At 44.6% G+C, this 16,934-nt stretch carries 19 protein-coding genes; 8 read left to right on the forward strand and 11 right to left on the reverse strand.

What is annotated here, in order from left to right:
- Positions 1-17 precede the first annotated feature (17 nt).
- Positions 18-1,037, forward strand: a complete 1,020-nt coding sequence (locus NLX73_RS12325; protein ID WP_254326290.1) for a 2-hydroxyacid dehydrogenase — start codon at positions 18-20, stop codon at positions 1,035-1,037.
- Between the two features lie 55 nt (positions 1,038-1,092).
- On the opposite strand, the gene NLX73_RS12330 is transcribed toward NLX73_RS12325, so the two are convergent.
- From NLX73_RS12330 to rlmN, 5 genes are all read right to left on the reverse strand, one after another.
- Positions 1,093-1,830: a response regulator gene (locus tag NLX73_RS12330; protein ID WP_254326291.1), complete on the reverse strand. Its 738-nt coding sequence runs from the start codon at positions 1,828-1,830 to the stop codon at positions 1,093-1,095.
- Complete coding sequence (locus tag NLX73_RS12335; RefSeq protein ID WP_254326292.1) at positions 1,827-3,476, reverse strand: ATP-binding protein; 1,650 nt, start codon at positions 3,474-3,476, stop codon at positions 1,827-1,829. The genes NLX73_RS12330 and NLX73_RS12335 overlap by 4 nt, the downstream gene beginning before the upstream one ends.
- Before the next feature lie 267 nt (positions 3,477-3,743).
- A complete protein-coding gene (locus NLX73_RS12340; protein ID WP_254326293.1) occupies positions 3,744-4,676 on the reverse strand; it encodes a dihydroorotate dehydrogenase in 933 nt (310 codons plus the stop codon).
- Positions 4,657-5,358 (reverse strand): dihydroorotate dehydrogenase electron transfer subunit, encoded by a 702-nt coding sequence (locus NLX73_RS12345; protein WP_061829811.1) that lies wholly within the window; start codon positions 5,356-5,358, stop codon positions 4,657-4,659. Before NLX73_RS12345 ends, NLX73_RS12340 begins: the two co-directional genes overlap by 20 nt.
- Before the next feature lie 143 nt (positions 5,359-5,501).
- On the reverse strand, positions 5,502-6,599 hold the full coding sequence (gene rlmN / locus NLX73_RS12350) for a dual-specificity RNA methyltransferase RlmN (protein ID WP_023991003.1): 1,098 nt from the start codon (positions 6,597-6,599) through the stop codon (positions 5,502-5,504).
- 315 nt (positions 6,600-6,914) lie between these two features.
- Between rlmN and NLX73_RS12355 the strand changes: the two genes are divergently transcribed.
- Complete coding sequence (locus NLX73_RS12355; RefSeq protein WP_254326294.1) at positions 6,915-7,784, forward strand: AraC family transcriptional regulator; 870 nt, start codon at positions 6,915-6,917, stop codon at positions 7,782-7,784.
- Positions 7,785-7,886: 102 nt separating this feature from the next.
- On the opposite strand, the gene NLX73_RS12360 is transcribed toward NLX73_RS12355, so the two are convergent.
- A complete protein-coding gene (locus NLX73_RS12360; RefSeq protein WP_254326295.1) occupies positions 7,887-8,783 on the reverse strand; it encodes a LysR family transcriptional regulator in 897 nt (298 codons plus the stop codon).
- A 156-nt stretch (positions 8,784-8,939) separates the two neighbouring features.
- Here NLX73_RS12360 and NLX73_RS12365 point away from each other — a divergent pair, with 156 nt between their 5' ends.
- Complete coding sequence (locus NLX73_RS12365; protein ID WP_254326296.1) at positions 8,940-9,680, forward strand: SDR family NAD(P)-dependent oxidoreductase; 741 nt, start codon at positions 8,940-8,942, stop codon at positions 9,678-9,680.
- A gap of 87 nt (positions 9,681-9,767) precedes the next feature.
- Here the strand turns inward: NLX73_RS12365 and NLX73_RS12370 are convergent, their stop codons facing one another.
- On the reverse strand, positions 9,768-10,256 hold the full coding sequence (locus NLX73_RS12370; RefSeq protein ID WP_254326297.1) for a DUF2798 domain-containing protein: 489 nt from the start codon (positions 10,254-10,256) through the stop codon (positions 9,768-9,770).
- A gap of 163 nt (positions 10,257-10,419) precedes the next feature.
- Positions 10,420-10,770, reverse strand: a complete 351-nt coding sequence (locus tag NLX73_RS12375) for a winged helix-turn-helix transcriptional regulator (protein ID WP_069290696.1) — start codon at positions 10,768-10,770, stop codon at positions 10,420-10,422.
- 162 nt (positions 10,771-10,932) lie between these two features.
- Here NLX73_RS12375 and NLX73_RS12380 point away from each other — a divergent pair, with 162 nt between their 5' ends.
- On the forward strand, positions 10,933-11,643 hold the full coding sequence (locus NLX73_RS12380; RefSeq protein ID WP_254326298.1) for an SDR family oxidoreductase: 711 nt from the start codon (positions 10,933-10,935) through the stop codon (positions 11,641-11,643).
- A gap of 115 nt (positions 11,644-11,758) precedes the next feature.
- Here the strand turns inward: NLX73_RS12380 and NLX73_RS12385 are convergent, their stop codons facing one another.
- A complete protein-coding gene (locus NLX73_RS12385) occupies positions 11,759-12,487 on the reverse strand; it encodes a YheC/YheD family protein (protein WP_231109436.1) in 729 nt (242 codons plus the stop codon).
- Positions 12,488-12,766: 279 nt separating this feature from the next.
- On the opposite strand from NLX73_RS12385, the gene NLX73_RS12390 reads away from it, so the two are divergent.
- The 4 genes from NLX73_RS12390 (at position 12,767) to NLX73_RS12405 (ending at position 15,367) form a co-directional block, all read left to right on the forward strand.
- A complete protein-coding gene (locus NLX73_RS12390; protein WP_254326299.1) occupies positions 12,767-13,312 on the forward strand; it encodes a glutathione peroxidase in 546 nt (181 codons plus the stop codon).
- Positions 13,313-13,444: 132 nt separating this feature from the next.
- Positions 13,445-14,023, forward strand: coding sequence for a TetR/AcrR family transcriptional regulator (locus NLX73_RS12395; RefSeq protein WP_254326300.1), 579 nt, complete (start codon positions 13,445-13,447; stop codon positions 14,021-14,023).
- Between the two features lie 30 nt (positions 14,024-14,053).
- The gene (locus NLX73_RS12400; protein ID WP_061829803.1) at positions 14,054-14,794 is read left to right on the forward strand and encodes an SDR family oxidoreductase; all 741 of its coding nucleotides are present in this window, start codon (positions 14,054-14,056) and stop codon (positions 14,792-14,794) included.
- Between the two features lie 36 nt (positions 14,795-14,830).
- Entirely contained in the window at positions 14,831-15,367 is a 537-nt protein-coding gene (locus NLX73_RS12405) for a Crp/Fnr family transcriptional regulator (protein WP_061829802.1), read from the forward strand.
- Here the strand turns inward: NLX73_RS12405 and NLX73_RS12410 are convergent.
- Positions 15,300-15,821 carry a DinB family protein gene (locus tag NLX73_RS12410; protein ID WP_061829801.1) on the reverse strand — a complete coding sequence of 174 codons (522 nt, stop codon included), beginning with the start codon at positions 15,819-15,821 and terminating at the stop codon, positions 15,300-15,302. The genes NLX73_RS12405 and NLX73_RS12410 overlap by 68 nt on opposite strands.
- A gap of 67 nt (positions 15,822-15,888) precedes the next feature.
- Positions 15,889-16,833, reverse strand: coding sequence for a helix-turn-helix transcriptional regulator (locus NLX73_RS12415; protein WP_254326301.1), 945 nt, complete (start codon positions 16,831-16,833; stop codon positions 15,889-15,891).
- Positions 16,834-16,934 lie beyond the last annotated feature (101 nt).

A 16,934-nucleotide genomic window follows, 5' to 3' on the forward strand; every position in this document is an offset into this window, starting at 1 on the left:
ATCAGGGGGAAAACAACATGTTAAAAATCATTTGCTATGGTGTCCGTTCTTATGAGAAACCCTATTTCCAGGATCTCAATAAATATAACTTTCAACTAACGCTGGTAGAAGAGTTGTTAACCACTAGCAATGCAGAATTGGCACAGCATCACGATGCCGTTTTGCTAAGAGGAAATTGTGCTGCCAATCGGGAAAATATCACAAAATTCAATGAATACGGCATTCGATATGTTTTTACCAGAACAGTCGGAATCAACCACATTGATTTGGATGCCTGCAGCGAATTCGGAATGAAGGTGGCACGCGTGCCATCCTACTCTCCGAATGCCATCGCCGAGCTCTCCTTAACCTTAGCAATGATGCTGTTCCGACACACCGCTTATATGACTACCAAAAGCTCGTTCAAAAATTTCATTGTGGACGAGCATACATTCAGCAAAGAGATTCACAATTGTAAAGTTGGGATTATTGGGGTCGGCCGCATTGGTCTGACAGAAGCCAAATTATTTAAAGGATTAGGTGCCTCTGTTATCGGCTATGATGTGTACCAATCGGACGCGGCCAAGGAAGTCATTCCATTCACGACCTTGGATGAATTACTGGCAGAGAGTGATGTCGTTAGTGTGCACGTTCCTTATCTGCCGGGACAGAACGACAAAATGATTAACGCCAGCTTTTTAGCAAAAATGAAAAAGGGATCTATTCTCATCAATACCTCACGTGGAGAATTACAAGATAACCAAGCCATTTTGGACGCTTTGCTCAGTAACCATCTGGAAGGCTTTGCTACGGATGTCTTCCCTAAAGAAGATGAATTATTCTTTAAAGCATTTGAACCATGGCAAATGCTCCCGGACCCCACGATCCAGAAGCTTGTGGAGCTGTATCCAAGAGTTTTGGTAACGCCTCATGCTGGCTCGAATACCGTTACGGCGTTATCCAACATGATTGAAACTAGCTACGACAACTTCCATGATATCGTTACAACTCATTCTTCAGATAACCTAGTCCCACTTCCTGTTCTCTCTATGAAATAAATAATTAGGAAGCTCGGCACTCTTGTTGAACAAAAAAAGAACCGCTATTTCCAGATTACAATGGAAATGGCGGTTCTTTTATATCAGGATTCAACTGATAGAGCATTAGCGGCCTGCCAACCTTGTGGTATTCTATCGATTCAACCAGGAAGCCATCGTCCACCAGGAATTGAATATATTTTTTTACCGTGATACGGGACAAGTCCACTTCTCTGGCTAACGTTTCAACCGAGAATGGTCCGTCCAGCTCTTGAATACTCTTCAGTATCGTAGTCATGGTCAGTTTGGACAAATTTTTAGACAGGTTTTTCGGTAGATTATGCGATGGATGTTCAACAGGTTTTTTCTTCTCCACACCCGTATACTCTTCTTTATTAAAATAATGGTCAATGACAGCTTGATTAATGCCGTTCCCTTCCTCCATCACCGTGGCTAGGCGCTGGATTTTCTCAACAGCCAGTCTAAAGCGTTCGAATGTAAAGGGTTTAATTAAATAGTCTGCAACACCATAAAAAACAGCTTCCTTCACCGTCTGAATATCTTTTGCAGCCGTAATTAAAATAACTGAAGCATGATACTGATGCTCCTGCATATGTGATAATAAAGTTAATCCGCTTTTTCCAGGTAAATAAACGTCCAGTAATACCAGATCCGGTGACCATTTTTGAAGGCAGTCCTGTGCTTTCTTGACGGTATCTGCCTTACATACAACGTCCAAATTGTCCATGCGCTCGATAAACTGTTGATTGAGCTCAGCAACCATCGGATCATCCTCAACAATTAGAACTTTCATTCATTTGTCACCTCCAATGTACAGGGCAACTCTACATAAATACTTGTTCCCAGACCCGGTTGGCTATCAAGCTCAATGATTCCTTGATGATTTTCCACCATGGTTTTAACCAGATTCAAGCCGTAGCCTCTGTCTTCTCCTTTGGTCGAAAAGCCATGCTCGAATATTCTTTTTTGCATCTCATAATCAATCCCCAACCCATTATCTTTCACTTTCAAAATGAATACATTTCCCTCACACTCATAGTTCAATTTCAGTTCAATTTTGCCGGGCTCTTTTTTTTGTAAGATGGAATCTATGGCGTTGTCAAAAAAATTGCCCAGGATGTGTATGACATCATGAACGATATCCTGCATCTCCACATTAGAGACATCCGAGCTTTCTGCAAGAAGAACCGAAATATTCTGTTCGCGTGCTTCGTTGATTTTACCCATAATAAAACCTGCTAATGCCGGAACTTTAATTCTCTCAGTCAAAAAGCCTACCTCATCTTGATACCGGTGATTTAGCTGCTGAATATATTGACTGACCTCCGCATATTTCCTCATTTCAATCAGCCCAGATATTACGTGCATTTTGTTCATAAATTCATGGGTCTGTCCGCGAAGGGAGTTAATATAATATTTTGTACCACTTAACTGGTTGCTAAGATGGATCATCTCGGATTGGTCGCGCAGCGTTGCAACTGCCCCAAAAAACTCATTTTCAATATATATAGGGGTTACTGTCGCAATGACTTCTATACCATTCACATAAAATGAGCGATCCTTGATTTTCTTTTTGTCATCAAACACTCTCTTGAAGAGTACGTTATAAAAGTTGGTATCTAGCTGCTCGCCAATCGGGGCTTTCATCTCTTGGTTTGCCAGTTGATACTTGGCCTGAGCTTCTTTGTTCATGAGCATAATTTTCTTGTCAGCCGAAATGGCTATAATTCCTTCAGCGACCTCATTTTCAATAATTTCTTTTTCGCGTAATCGTGTTGCTATCTCTTGCGGCTCAAGCCCAAATAAAATCGTTTTGATTTTCTGAGCCAGAATGATCGCCCCCAGAACTCCACTAAAGAGCCCCAGCATCAGCCCCCCAAAAATGGTATACTGCGCCTGCATCAAATCATGATTTAGGGTTCTCATGGTCAGCCCTACACATACAATGCCAATGACCTCATGCTGTTGATTAAATATCGGCGTAAAATATCGGTAACCTTCGCCCAAAATACCTATATTCTCAGAAAAATGTCCCTGACCGGATAGCGCTCTTCTGGCATCATTCAAATCAGAGAACGGTTTGCCAACCATCGTTGCATTCGGATGAGATAGCCGAATTAAATCGTGGTTCAAAATGACAACGAAATCCACATTAACGTTGTGCATGACTCCAAGCGAGTAGTCTTGGATCTGCTTCACAGGAACTCCCTGCTCAACATTACGAATAACATCGTTGTCACTGGCAACCATCTTGGCAATACCCGAAAGTTTTTCCTTCGTATTATCAAAATGCTTGTTAATCACGAAATTACGAATGAGAAGCAAGGATATAATTAAGGAAATAATAATAACTAAAACAACCAAAATAATAATCATGAATTGTAGCGAAACCTTGAATTGTCGTCTCGGCTTCGACTTACCTATTAACCGCAATCCCATCACCCAGCTTCTTTGTCAAGCTCTCCATTAGGAAAAAGAGCCTATCTCTTTCCCTATAATCCCTTGTTATTCGACACCGTTTGACAATTTCCTTCTTATTTCGCAAGCCATTCATCGGCTGGAAAATCAAATTTCGTTCATCTTGAATAAGTGCGATATTAACCACTAGTTGAAGCTTGGCTATTTCAGTAAAATAAATAAAACCGACTTGTCTTTAAAAGACAAGCCGGTTTTACATGAATTAGTGTATGCAAAAAGGTTCTAAATTCACAAAATTCCTCGTATCTCATCCAATGACTGCACCTTTTCCTGCTGCATCCATTGTTCAAGTCCCTGTACCAGTTCAGCCCCTGCATGTAAATGGACAAAGTTGTACGTTCCCACCTGAATGGCAGCGGCCCCTGCCATGGTGAATTCAATAATATCCTCTACCGAGCTAATTCCGCCCATCCCGATTACCGGAATCGACACCGCCTGCGCCACCTGGTGAACCATGCGCAAGGCAATTGGCTTAATTGCCGGGCCGGAAAGACCTGCATACGTGTTGGCGAAGACACTGCGACGCTGACGTATATCTATTTTCATTGCAGAAAATGTATTGATCAGCGAAACTCCGTCTGCGCCTTCTTCCTCGCACATAACCGCCATCTGCGTGATGTTCTCTGCGTTTGGAGACAGCTTGACGACCAACGGAAGCGCAGTCACATTGCGCACCTGACGCACAACCTCCCGCGCTACCTCAGTCTGGATACCAAATTGCATTCCACCCTGCTTCACGTTGGGACATGAAATGTTCAATTCCAGCATATCAACGCCTCTTCGATTCATCGTGCGTCGTTTTTGCGCGTTTTCCGTAATCATCGCTACGGCCTGAACATATTCCTCCAGATTGGAGCCGCCTACGTTGGCAATAATAGCCGTGTTCCAGTGAGTCATGTCATCCAGTTCATCCTTCAAAAAGGCGGCAACCCCCGGATTCTCCAGCCCTACACTATTGAGCATTCCGGATGCTGTCTCATGTATTCGTGATCCCGTATTACCAGCCTTCGGATGCAGGGTTAGTCCCTTGCCGACGATACCGCCCAATAATTCAGGAGAATAAAATTCCGCATACTCACGTCCGAATCCAAACGTACCGGAAGCCATGATGATTGGGTTCTTGAACGGTACACCCGCAATATTACACGCCATGGAGATCATCGAACTCCACCTCCTCCACCGGGAATACAGGCCCTTCTTTACATACCCTCCGATTGCCCCCACGGGTACGCATCGTACAGCCCAAACATGCGCCAATACCACAGGCCATGTGTCTTTCAGTTGAAATATATAAACGGGACGACGTATCCACCGTTTTCATGGCCAGTGCTTGCAACATCGGAGTTGGCCCGCAGGAGAACATATTTGCATAGAGCGTCGGATCGATCTGTTCGACGATGCTTCCCCCTACCTTGACCTGTACAGATGCCGCCACAGCTTCAAACGCTTCAACTCCGAAGGCTTGCTGTGCAAACCCCAGATAAACATGCGCATGCGGGTAATACTTTGCAGCCAACAGCAACGGAGCTGTACCCATGCCACCGCCGATTAAAGCCAAACTACCCTCTACCTGCGGAAAACCGTTTCCAAAAGGTCCTTCTAACTGAATCTCCTGACCAGGCTGTAATTGGGAAAACAAATTTGTCCCCTCTCCAACAACCCGGTACAAAAAGGAAATACTCTCTTCCCCGATATCATAAATGCTGATGGGTCTAGGCAGCAGTGGATAACCTGTCCCGCTGCGCAGCATGTAAAACTGCCCCATGTTCCCTTTAAACTTTCCCTCTATTTTCATCACATAAATGCCCGGAACGAGCGCCACATTCGAAATTACGTTAGCCATATAACCCCTCCACTAACCACTCACTATAACGTAAAAGCAGCAACTGTTACGTGACTATTTTCACATTTATATGCAACGTTTCGCCCTGCGACTCGCGATATAAAAAAGCGTACTCCTGTTAGAGAGTACGCTTGTGTATTTATTTAACTAATGGCTTCGCGCTCCGCATTGCGGCTACCCTTGGCATCCTTGCGAATTTGCTTGCTACGTAGCTGTCCGCAGGCTGCGTCAATATCGACTCCATGCTCCAGCCGAACACTACAGCTAATGCCTTGTTTTTTCAGCACATCATAGAAGCCCGTAATCGACTCCGACTCACTCCGCTGGTATTGGCTATGCTCATCCACCGGATTGTACGGAATCAGGTTTACATTGGCCAGATTACGACGATGGCCCACCAGCTCAGCCAGTTCGAGCGCATGCTCCTTACCGTCATTAACATCCTTCAGCAAGATGTACTCCAGCGTAATCCGACGATTTGTTTTGTCCAAATAATAATCAATCGCCTGCATGAGTTTCTCAATCGGAATCGCACGGTTGATCTTCATAATGCGAGTACGAATCTCATTATTCGGAGCGTGGAGGGAGATCGCCAGATTGACATGCAGGTCGGAATCTGCAAATTCAATGATTTTATCAGCAAGTCCACTTGTGGAAACGGTAATATGCCGCGGCCCAATCGCTAGCCCTTTGTGATCCTTAATGACCCGAATGAAATCGGACAAGTTCACGAAGTTATCAAACGGTTCGCCAATTCCCATCACCACGACATGACTGACTTGGTCGCCCGGACGTTCCTGATCCAGATACAGCTGGACCTTCATAATTTGCTCTACAATTTCACCGCTGGACAGGTCACGGCTCTTCTTCAACAATCCGCTCGCACAGAAGCTGCACCCAATGTTACATCCTACCTGCGTAGTCACACATACGGATAAGCCAAACTTATGCCGCATCAATACCGTCTCAATCAAATTACCATCCTGAAGCCGGAACAAGAACTTGACCGTCCCGTCTGCTGACTGTTGCTTCACGTGTTCTTCAAGTGTTTCAATGGAAAAGTGCTCTGCCAACAGGCGAGTACAATCCTCATGAACCTCTGCCATCGCTGCAAAATCAGTAACCCGCTTCCGGTACAATGCGTCCCATACCTGCAATGCCCGGGATTTCTTATGTCCATGCTCGATGAGCCATGCTGTCAATTGATCTAGCGTTAATCCATAAATGGATTCTTTTTTCATGTTCGATCCTCTTTTCAAAACATTCAAATTCGTCTTCCTCTATATAAAACTAAGCACGCACCATTCGTCTCAACCATCATTGCATCATAGCATGTTTAAGCAATCTGCGCTATTTAAACGCCTCTTTCATTGTCCCAAATTTTAATTATGAACACAAGGGGGCAGGCACATTGTTTCTCCAAAATTTCATTGTGAAATTATGTCTTGAGCCAAGTACAAGCCACATTAAACTAGGCGACAGAACCTGTTCAACTAGAGCACGCAAAGACAGGATTACAGATACTCCTAATGATATGATTACAGCTAAGGAAGGTGATGCGGTTGGAATGGTTGCTTCGGATCAAGAACGCACTGGATCTGATGGAAGAGAGAATGCAGCAGCCACTCGATATCGATGAAATTGCAAAGGCAGCCTATTCGTCTCCTTTCCATTTTCAGCGTATGTTTCATATGCTAACCGGCGTCACGGTAGCAGAATATGTGCGCAAACGTCGATTGACCTTGGCTGCTCAGGAATTGAGTCTTTCTTCCGCCAAGGTGCTGGATGTAGCGTTCAAATACGGATATGATTCCCCCGAATCTTTTTCTAAAGCGTTCCGTAAGGTACACGGTATTTCTCCCTCTGAGGCCAGAAACCCTGGGGTAAACCTGAAAGCCTTTCCACGCATCACCTTCCATCTATCGTTGAAGGGAGATCAGGAAATGGATTACAAAATTGTAGAGAAAGCGGCCTTTACGGTCATTGGCAAGTCCATTCAAGTCACTACTAAGAACGGCGATAATCTTCGAGAAATCCCAAAATTCTGGAACGAACTGAATGCGGATGGTACATCGGATCGGATTCATGCCTTGGGGACAGGCGACGATATACTCGGTATATGTTTGGACATGAAACATGGGGAGGAGACGTTTAGTTACTTAATCGCCGCAGAAGGCAGCGAAGACGTAGCGACCGCGAATGGGCTGGAATCCAGAACCATTCCGGCTTCAACCTGGGCAGTGTTTACATCCATCGGCCCTATGCCTCACTCGATCCAAAAGGTATGGCAAAGAATTTTTCAGGAATGGTTCCCTGCCAGTAATTATGAGCATTCAGGCGGCCCGGAACTGGAAGTGTATACGATGGGAGATTCACATGCTGAAGACTACCGAAGTGAAGTTTGGATTCCGATTAAGAAAAAGTAAACAAACCGAACCGACTGCGTATCGCAGTCGGTTTTATACCGTACTGCATTTACATCATAAGGTGACAGAAAACACAATTCCCTGCATACTCGCTACTCTAGCTCAATGCACCGAGGACCATTCCCCAAGCTCCTCCTTCAACACAGAATATAGCCTTGAGCTTGCCAGCCTTAGCGGATAGTCTGTTGCTTTGCAAAGAAGGCCGAAAGTCATATCGATCAGGCTGCCGCTTAATTCCCTCACCGCTACTCCTGCCGGAATAGGACTGACCAGAATTTGTGGCACAAGGGCAATACCCAAATCGCTTTCCACATAAAATTTCAGAGCCGTCATGCTGCCAATTTCCATCGTGTCTAGCGTGGTTATTCCATATTCCTTCATGACCATTTCAAGTTTGCGACGATATGGACAGGTGGCCGATGTAATAAGCAACCGATGCCCCTGTAAATCCTCTGGCCCAATGTTTTCTTTTTCCGCAAGCGGGTGACTTTCAGGCATTAAAACTACAAAATTCTCCTTAAATAAAGGTTCAAAATATAGCTCTGTGCCCACATCCGGTGTGGAACACAGCGCTAAGTCAATATCTCCCTTGAGAATACGCTCGCTTAAGGTAGGGGTATTCCCAAACTCAACAGAAACCCGAATATTCGGATAATGGGTTAAGAAGCATTTTAAAATTTCTGGTAGTCGATAACTGGCAGTCGGTTCGGTCACTCCTATACGAATGTTACCTGTAGTCCCTCTTTGCAGATTGTCCATATTTTCATGCAATTGCTCCATATCCTTTACAATATGTAGACTTTGCTCGTAAAACATCCTGCCCGCTTCAGTTAACTTTATTTTCTTGCCCCGTTCGATCAGTTGAATTCCCATATCGGACTCCAGCTTCTGTATTTGCATCGTCACGGTAGACTGTGCATAATTCAACTCTTCCGCTGCACGCATAAAACTCCCGTAATTCACAATCATTTGAAATGTTTTGAGTGTTTTAATGTCCATTCTCAGTCTCCTATATGCACAATTAATTCAATTTTATTGAATCATAAATTCAGTTAATTCAATTATACAGAACACAATACATCCTCTACAATGATACATATCAGATCATATTATTTTCAGCGCAAAATGAACTGGTTGGAGAAGGAGCGAATATCTATGGATTTACATCAAAAAGTAGCACTGGTTACAGGTGGAGGTACAGGAATTGGGAGAGCCGCATGCATGGCCTTGGCAGATCGAAAAGCTACAGTAGTCGTAAACTATTCCCGCTCTAAAAACGATGCTGAGGAAACGGTACGTATGATCCTTGAAAAGGGCGGATGTGCTATCGCATTACAGGCAGATGTTTCCCGAGATCAGGAAGTTCGAACTATGGTTGACCAGATTGTCCAGCAATTCGGTACAATTGATATACTCGTGAATAACGCTAGCATTACACATCACATTCCTATGGATGATCTGGAGGCAGCCACGGAAGAGGTATGGGATGATCTATTTGATGTAAATGTAAAAGGCATGTTTTACTGTGCCAGAGCCGTAGCTCCTTTTATGAAGCGTAGTAAACAAGGAGCTATCGTCAATCTGGGAAGTATAGCAGGACAAACAGGGCTAGGTTCCTCTCTTCCCTATGCGGTATCCAAAGCGGCCGTCCACGGGCTGACCAAATCTTTAGTACGAGCACTGGCACCGGATATTCGCGTCAATTGCATCGTGCCGGGAGCCGTAGCGACAAGATGGTGGGCAGGCAGAGAAGAACAAATGAATCAACTGTTTCCTCATTTGCTCCTACAGCGCATTTCTACGCCCGAGGACATTGCCAGCATGATCTGCTCTGCTTTGGAACAGGAAGCCATGACAGGCCAGATTATTACGGTGGACAGCGGACAAACACTGTAAAGATACTGAGACTTCTGGGTAAAAACAAGCCGCCTTCTCAGACAGAAGGCGGCTTTTGAGCTATCGTATAACGTCGTTGACTACGTTTTAGCTTATAGATACCGCAATTCGTGTTCCTTTCACGAATTTAGCAAATAAGTACCGAACAAGCGGCCCTACAATTAAGATCTGCAGAGGGAAAGCAAAAATAAAATTCTTAAAAACTAAAGATAAGTAATTTTTAAATAATGAATCTCCCGAAAGACCATTAAAAAAGTAAGCTGTCCCCAATCCATAAAGTGACATACAAAGAACCATTCCAATGACCATACAGCATGAAAGGGACAGAATCACAAATACCTTTTTAGATTTGTCGTATGGTAATGAGAAGGCTATTTTCTTTGCTAGTGGACCGACAATAAATAATTCCAATACGAAAGCAATGATAAAACATAAAATAAATTGAAGAAACATTACTTTTAGAGATATTGTGCCAATCAAGTCATTTGTATATAGATTATAAGATGTCATGAATACGACCATTCCCAAGCACATCATTAAACCAAAATAAAAATCTTCTTTCTTCGTTGTTGGCAATTCCATCATCCCTTCTGTGTACCTTGGTAATTATATAAATAGTCGAAACCTCCACATAAGTGAACTTTCTGTGAACTCTATAGTAAGCGCTTCCCTTTATATATATATAAGAAATAGGCATCGTTCAGCTCAACGATACCTCGGAATGTTGCAGTCATATCCCTCAATGATCTGCTTCTAAATCTAAGCCAAATCTCTTCAGCTCAATAAAAACACTTTCCAGTCGCTTCCCTTTTTCCGTTAACGAATATTCAACTCGCGGTGGAACCTCGGCATATACCTTTCTTTCTAACAGGCCGTTATCTTCAAGTTCCTTCAGGCGTAGGGAAAGCGTTTTGGGACTAATCCCCTTCATGGATTTCTGAAGTTGGCTGAATCTCAATGTTCCTTCGATAAGCAGGTCACGGATGATTAAAAAAGTCCATTTCGTTCCGATCAAATCAAGTGTTTGGGCAATAGGGCACGGCTTGCCTGGTATTCCTTTGGTCAATTCAATAGGTTCTTGGGCGTGCATGGGAACTCCTCCAAAAATCATCTGTTAAAACCAATGGTATCACAATAGTTCCTTTTAAGAAACTATATGAATTAAATATCACTACTTCCCTAAATAAACTTACTACATATACAATATCGCTGTAGCAAGTCATGTTTTCTCTAATACGAGGAGGTAATCCATTTGCAAAACAAAAAGATTGTCATTATTGGTGGAAGCTCAGGTATCGGTTTAGAAACAGCTAAGCAAGTCATTTCGCTTGGAGCGGAAGTGGTAATCGCCAGCCGCTCGGAGGATAAATTGCACAAGGCCAAAGAAATGCTGGGCCCTCGTGCTGCAATATATGTGCTGGACACGTCAGATGAGCAGCAGGTAAAATCTTTCTTCGAAAAAGTCGGTCCCTATGATCATCTTATCGTTAGCGCCGCAGAAACATCAGGCGGGTCATTCCTTCAGTTGGAGACGGATCAAGCCCGCAAGCTCTTCGGAAACAAATTTTGGGGCCAATATTATGCAGCTAAATACGGGGCTTCCCAACTCTCAACCAAGGGTTCCATTACTTTATTTTCAGGAGTGGTGGCATACAAGCCGATGATTGGCTCCTCTACGCTCGGTGCTGTGAATGCAGCGGTTTCGAATCTTGGTCAAACCTTGGCGTTAGAACTTGCTCCCATCCGCGTAAATGTCGTCTCACCCGGCATTATTGATACACCTTCCCGCAGCAAAATGCCTGAAAATACGCGTAATCAATTCTATGATACGGTCGCGCATAAGCTTCCTGTAAAGCGAGTTGGACTTGCGGAGGATGTTGCACGAGGTGTACTTTACTTGATTCAAAATCAGTTTGTGACCGGAACCGTCCTTCATGTGGATGGCGGACATATTTTAACATAAAAGCTTCGTCTTAAATCCGTCAGTCATTTAACAAAAAAAACGGAGAACGCTCCCGCATCTTTGCTTGGGCGTTCTCCTCCTTTTCTTATCAATGAATGATTTCAAAAACTTTATCCTAGTGATGAATACGACGTTTGTTTCTCAAAATGTTGCGAATCATCTTGTGATTGGGGAGCTGCCTGAACAACATATGTCCGGGATGCGGATTGGCCTCGATAATCCAGATTTGACCGCTCTTTTCAATAGCAAGATCGATGCCCAACTCGCGAACCGGATGATTTTTATCTATCGTGTCGGCAATGATTCTAGAAAGCTCGATGATCTGGTCCAGAATCTCTTTCATTTTTATTCTGTCATTTTTAAAGACCCTTAAAAGCACTTTGGACAACGGCGCCGCATGTCCTCCCTTCCGATAGTTGGTAACGACTTTTCGAGGTGCAGCGACACGACCGGTTATTCCTGAAATGACCCATTCCGATTCCGGCTTCTGCATATACACTCTGGCATCAAAAATGGAACCTTTGTACTTGGCTAACTTAAGTCCTTGCTGTACCAAATAACGACGATGAGGTCTCCGATAGGTTCTAACTGCTCTTCTTACGGCGTGGGATCTAACGACTCTGCGACTGGAGCCACAACGAACCTCATACTTCCTCCCCAGCTTTTTCGCACGTATGATGCCAGTTCCTCCACTCCCATAATTAGGCTTGATAAAGACTGTGCGATAGGTATCCAGCATCCGTAAAGTCCTTGCATTACTGATCCAGCGGGTTTCGGGCAAGTGAGAACGTAAAATGGGATGTTGTTGCATTTCCTTGTATTGAATCATCTTTCCAATGGGCACGAATATCCCTCGATTCTGTTGGGTTTTTGCACACATTACATGAATATGCATCTATATTCTATCTTGGTAACGGCGAATGCCACAGTTTGCTATGAAAGAGGCAAATCTCCTACTTTCTTTAAGGCGAGTCTTCTTTGATTTCAAGAGAGAGATGGACAATGTGATCTGTGTGACGGAGTTATTGTAAATACCTATAAAGTTGATCCCAATAATATATTAGACCAATAATAATTCTGGATATATGATGTATTAAATAATAACGTGAGGAGGAACGTTAACATGTCTATTTATGATTTTCAAGCAACCTCAATTAACGGGAAACCGATTGAATTCTCAGACTACAGAGGAAAGGTTCTCCTCATTGTAAACACAGCCAGCAAGTGTAGCTTCTCCAGTCAATTCGCGGATCTGCAGAGGCTCTACGAGAGACGGAGGGAACAAGGCTTTGAAATCCTCGCGTTTCCTTGTAACCAATTCAATGAAAAAGAGCCGGGCAGCCATTCGGAGGTTCAGGGATTCTGTCAAATTAACCATGGAGTAACCTTCCCGCTCTTTGAGAAGACGGATGTAAGAGGCTCATCTCCTCATCCTTTATTTCAATATCTGACCCAACAGGCACCGTTTCAAGGCTTCGATACCCAAACCAAAGACGGTCAATGGATGGAGGATTTCCTGCGGGATAAGTATCCAGAAATATACGCTGGCGACGGTATCAAGTGGAATTTTTCTAAATTCTTGGTCGATCGCGATGGCCAGATAAAAGGAAGGTTTGAAGTAACAACGGAGCCCTGCGCCATTGATCCTGTGATCGAATCGCTATTGTAGTTTTTCTGTTCACTTCTTTGGATTCTTAAAAAAAAGAGTATCAAATGACAAAAATGAATATTTGTCATTTGATACTCTTTGTGTTATCCTGACTTCAAGGAGGTGACTCACACGGCACTTGACCGTGTCCCTATGGAAAAATCCTCAGATGTGCTAACCAAGGAACAGATTCTCATTGCTACTGAAGACACACTTAGGCGTTTTGGTGTAGCCAAAACCTCCGTAACCGATGTTGCCAAAGTATTGGGAGTAAGTCATGGCACCATTTACCGACACTTTAAAAGTAAGGCCGAGCTTCTTGAAGGCGTGACCGAGAAATGGCTGAACGAAAAGATTATTGGCCCGTTAACGGAGGTCTGTCAGAATTCATCTATACTGGGAACGCCACATTTAAAACGATATATACAGACCTTGGTTGAACTCAAACAGTATTATGCTCGCGACGACGAGGAAATGTTCGAGATGTATACGAGGGTCACCGAGCAAGCCGCTGATTTAATCGACCAGCATATCGACCACATTGTAGATCATCTCGCTGATATCATTGTACGCGGGGACATCATATCAGATCAGCCAGCCCAACTGGCGCGTACCCTTTTCTATGCCACGGCCCGTTTTCATCACCCCGCTCATGCTTACGAATGGAAGAGCCCTGTGATTAATCAGGAGTTTTCGGATGTGTGGACGCTTTTAGAAAAAGGAATCACTTAAAATAGATATGGAAAGCAGGGCTGAACACATATGAAGCATTTGGACGGAAAAACAGCAATTATCACCGGGTCCTCCAGAGGGATTGGACGTGCCATTGCCGAGCAACTGGCTGATCTAGGCGCTAATGTAGTCATCAATTATGCCAGCAGTACGGATAAAGCCCAAGAAGTCGTGGAGGGCATTATCCAAAAAGGCGGCAAAGCCATAGCACTTCACGCTGATCTGGGAAAAATGAGTGATATTGAAGCATTATTTACAAATACGATTGCTGAATTTGGTAAAGTGGATATTTTGGTTAACAACGCTGGGCTGATGATCACCCAACCTCTGGCTGAGGTAACCGAAGCTGATTTTGACAAACAATTCGCACTGAATGTAAAGGGCACTTTCTTTGCCTGTCAGCAAGCCATGAAATATATGGAGGACTACGGAAGAATTGTGAACCTGTCCACATCCGTAATCGGACAAATGTTCCCGACATATAGCGTATACGCAGGTACCAAGGGCGCAGTGGAGCAATTTACACGTCAGCTAGCCAAGGAGTTCGGAAGCAAGCAAATTACGATCAACGCCGTGGCTCCCGGTCCTGTGAACACCGAGCTTTTCCAAGCAGGAAAAACCGAGCAGCAAATCGAAGGCATGAAAAAAATGAATGCTATGGGGCGGCTCGGCGAACCGGAAGATATCGCTGATGTGATTGAGTTCCTGGTCAGCGCCAAATCACAGTGGGTTACCGGGCAGACGATCCGCGTCAATGGCGGGTTCATCTAAAAGCTGGAATACATGGAATGGAGGCTGTTTACGTTCATGATATTACACAAAGGCGAGACCTTATTTCGACAAGGAGAATCCGGTCCTTTATATCACTTAAAGAGCGGCTTGTTAAAAATTGTCCGAGTCCATGAAGACGGCTCGCAAATTTTAGTTAATGTGATTGTGCCCGATGAAATCATCCCGCACCACTCCCTGATCAGCCCCAATCCTTATTATGGTACAGCGGTGGCGTTGGTAACCTCTGAGATTGGGGTTTTGTCGCAAAAAGAATGGTATCTAAAGCTGGAGCAAGACCCAGCTCAATGTCGGGAGATCGCTTTGCAGCTACAGGACAAATTGCGCATGATGCAGCAACGAATTGACCAGCTCACCGAGGTGTCACCTGCCGAGAAGCTTCGGAAGCTTCAACGCTGGTTCCACTCCTACATCGCACCCGCCACGTTAACGGACGTGCTGACGCAGGAGGAAATCGGCCAGTTTATAGGGCTGCGTCGGGAGACGATTAATCGGCTATTGCGTGCTTCAAGCGCTCCTTCTGCAAGAGATGATGACGATAATGCATCTCGATGAGCGAAAACCACTCTCCAGCATTCAGCGCGCCGAATCTGGGATGAGAGACGGTAGACGGCCCTGTTGATTTCCGAACGGTTGGCTCAATCTCTCTCATCTTGCGGATCACGACGTTTAATCCCTCCACAATTTCTTCTTTGCTAGTGGGTTGTTGGGGAGTGTACTGCGGGGATGGTGGAACTTGGATACGCATTGGTGGAAAGCTCCCCAGATTAAAAATGGCCGTGCCTGCCTCCGTTTTAACTCCTATCTCCCCATTAGGCTGTAGACAAAGATCAATGTTCTTAAGATGCATATACAGTGCAGAGTTCACCAAATGAAGATACATTTGTCCAAGCGACCATTGACCCTCCTGAGGTGTGTACTGCAGTTGCTCCAAGCTAAAGCTGTCCAATTCAAGAAGATAGTGTTGTGCCGTTTCTTCGAAACGCTGTAATGTTTCAGTTGTATTCATATATTAATAATTGCCCCTCTCTATCAAAGTAGCTTTACTATACAAAAATGCTACTGACAGCATTATGTCAGTAGCATTTCAACATTTTTTCCACTTCCGTACGTATCCGCTCCCGGAGCGACTCAGGCTCCAGCACAACCATATCCGCGCCCCATCCAATTACCCATTGCAGTAATTCCTCCGGCTGTCTGACGCGGAAGAGTATATGCAGTCCATCTGCACGCTCCTCTATGGCCTCCATATAAAAGTTGTTCGCTTCCTTCACCTTATCTGCGATATCCGAACGTGCTAGTATGCGAACAGTTACATGACGGTCATCGGTTTGCTTGTAATCCTGCAAATGAAAATCGACAGGCAACTGAAACCTGTCCTCCAGCACGATAAGCTCGTCCATACGTGACAGACGGAAATGGCGAAGCTGCTGCCTCAATTCACATTGCCCAATTAACACCCAAGAACCACGGAGCAGGACAAGACCATAAGGAGCGACCACACGCACACTTTGACGATTCCCGTCAGCCTCTGGCATTCTTTTGGAGTAGCCAAACTGTACTTTCCGTTTTTCCAATACAGCGAGACGCAGCGTTTCCAAATAGGTTTTCTCTCTATGGTTTGCTCCTTCACCCACCGCGAGCAGTCTGATGGTCTTACGCACCCGGGAGACTTCCCTGCGGACGCTCTCCGGTAATATAGCTTCAATCTTCCTGCGGGAGGTTTGCGCCTTGATACCGTAGTCTGTATCAAATTTTTGTTCGACAAAATCCGTTCCGATTAGCAACGCCACAGCCTCTTCTGCGGTAAAGCTCAAGGGGGGCAGGAAGTACCCCTCCATCAAGGAATATCCAATGCCCGGTGCTCCTACAATCGGTACGCCCGATTCACTTAGAGCCTGAACATCTCGATAGATGGTCCTCACACTCGTTTCGAATATGGCTGCCAAATCCTCGGCTCGTACAATATCCTTACGCTGCAACTCTAGCAAGATCGCTAGCATACGATCTGTTTTATTCATGCCACGGCCCCTCTCTGGAAGGATCAAAAATGCAGAAATACAAAAAAGCAATAAGGACAGTACAGTCACTGCGACTTATTGCTCTTTTTTCATATGGAAGT

Origin of the sequence: Paenibacillus sp. CH40 (genome assembly GCF_024213605.1) — a bacterium.
GTDB lineage: Bacteria > Bacillota > Bacilli > Paenibacillales > Paenibacillaceae > Paenibacillus > Paenibacillus polymyxa_B.

Excerpts from the sequence above, each read along its gene's own strand:
- NLX73_RS12325 (WP_254326290.1), top strand. The coding sequence starts at position 18 with ATGTTAAAAATCATTTGCTATGGTGTCCGTTCTTATGAGAAACCCTAT.
- NLX73_RS12330 (WP_254326291.1), bottom strand. The coding sequence starts at position 1,830 with ATGAAAGTTCTAATTGTTGAGGATGATCCGATGGTTGCTGAGCTCAAT.
- NLX73_RS12335 (WP_254326292.1), bottom strand. The coding sequence starts at position 3,476 with ATGGGATTGCGGTTAATAGGTAAGTCGAAGCCGAGACGACAATTCAAG.
- NLX73_RS12340 (WP_254326293.1), bottom strand. The coding sequence starts at position 4,676 with ATGATCTCCATGGCGTGTAATATTGCGGGTGTACCGTTCAAGAACCCA.
- NLX73_RS12345 (WP_061829811.1), bottom strand. The coding sequence starts at position 5,358 with ATGGCTAACGTAATTTCGAATGTGGCGCTCGTTCCGGGCATTTATGTG.
- rlmN (WP_023991003.1), bottom strand. The coding sequence starts at position 6,599 with ATGAAAAAAGAATCCATTTATGGATTAACGCTAGATCAATTGACAGCA.
- NLX73_RS12355 (WP_254326294.1), top strand. The coding sequence starts at position 6,915 with ATGCGGTTGGAATGGTTGCTTCGGATCAAGAACGCACTGGATCTGATG.
- NLX73_RS12360 (WP_254326295.1), bottom strand. The coding sequence starts at position 8,783 with ATGGACATTAAAACACTCAAAACATTTCAAATGATTGTGAATTACGGG.
- NLX73_RS12365 (WP_254326296.1), top strand. The coding sequence starts at position 8,940 with ATGGATTTACATCAAAAAGTAGCACTGGTTACAGGTGGAGGTACAGGA.
- NLX73_RS12375 (WP_069290696.1), bottom strand. The coding sequence starts at position 10,770 with ATGCACGCCCAAGAACCTATTGAATTGACCAAAGGAATACCAGGCAAG.
- NLX73_RS12390 (WP_254326299.1), top strand. The coding sequence starts at position 12,767 with ATGTCTATTTATGATTTTCAAGCAACCTCAATTAACGGGAAACCGATT.
- NLX73_RS12395 (WP_254326300.1), top strand. The coding sequence starts at position 13,445 with ATGGAAAAATCCTCAGATGTGCTAACCAAGGAACAGATTCTCATTGCT.
- NLX73_RS12400 (WP_061829803.1), top strand. The coding sequence starts at position 14,054 with ATGAAGCATTTGGACGGAAAAACAGCAATTATCACCGGGTCCTCCAGA.
- NLX73_RS12405 (WP_061829802.1), top strand. The coding sequence starts at position 14,831 with ATGATATTACACAAAGGCGAGACCTTATTTCGACAAGGAGAATCCGGT.
- NLX73_RS12410 (WP_061829801.1), bottom strand. The coding sequence starts at position 15,821 with ATGAATACAACTGAAACATTACAGCGTTTCGAAGAAACGGCACAACAC.
- NLX73_RS12415 (WP_254326301.1), bottom strand. The coding sequence starts at position 16,833 with ATGAATAAAACAGATCGTATGCTAGCGATCTTGCTAGAGTTGCAGCGT.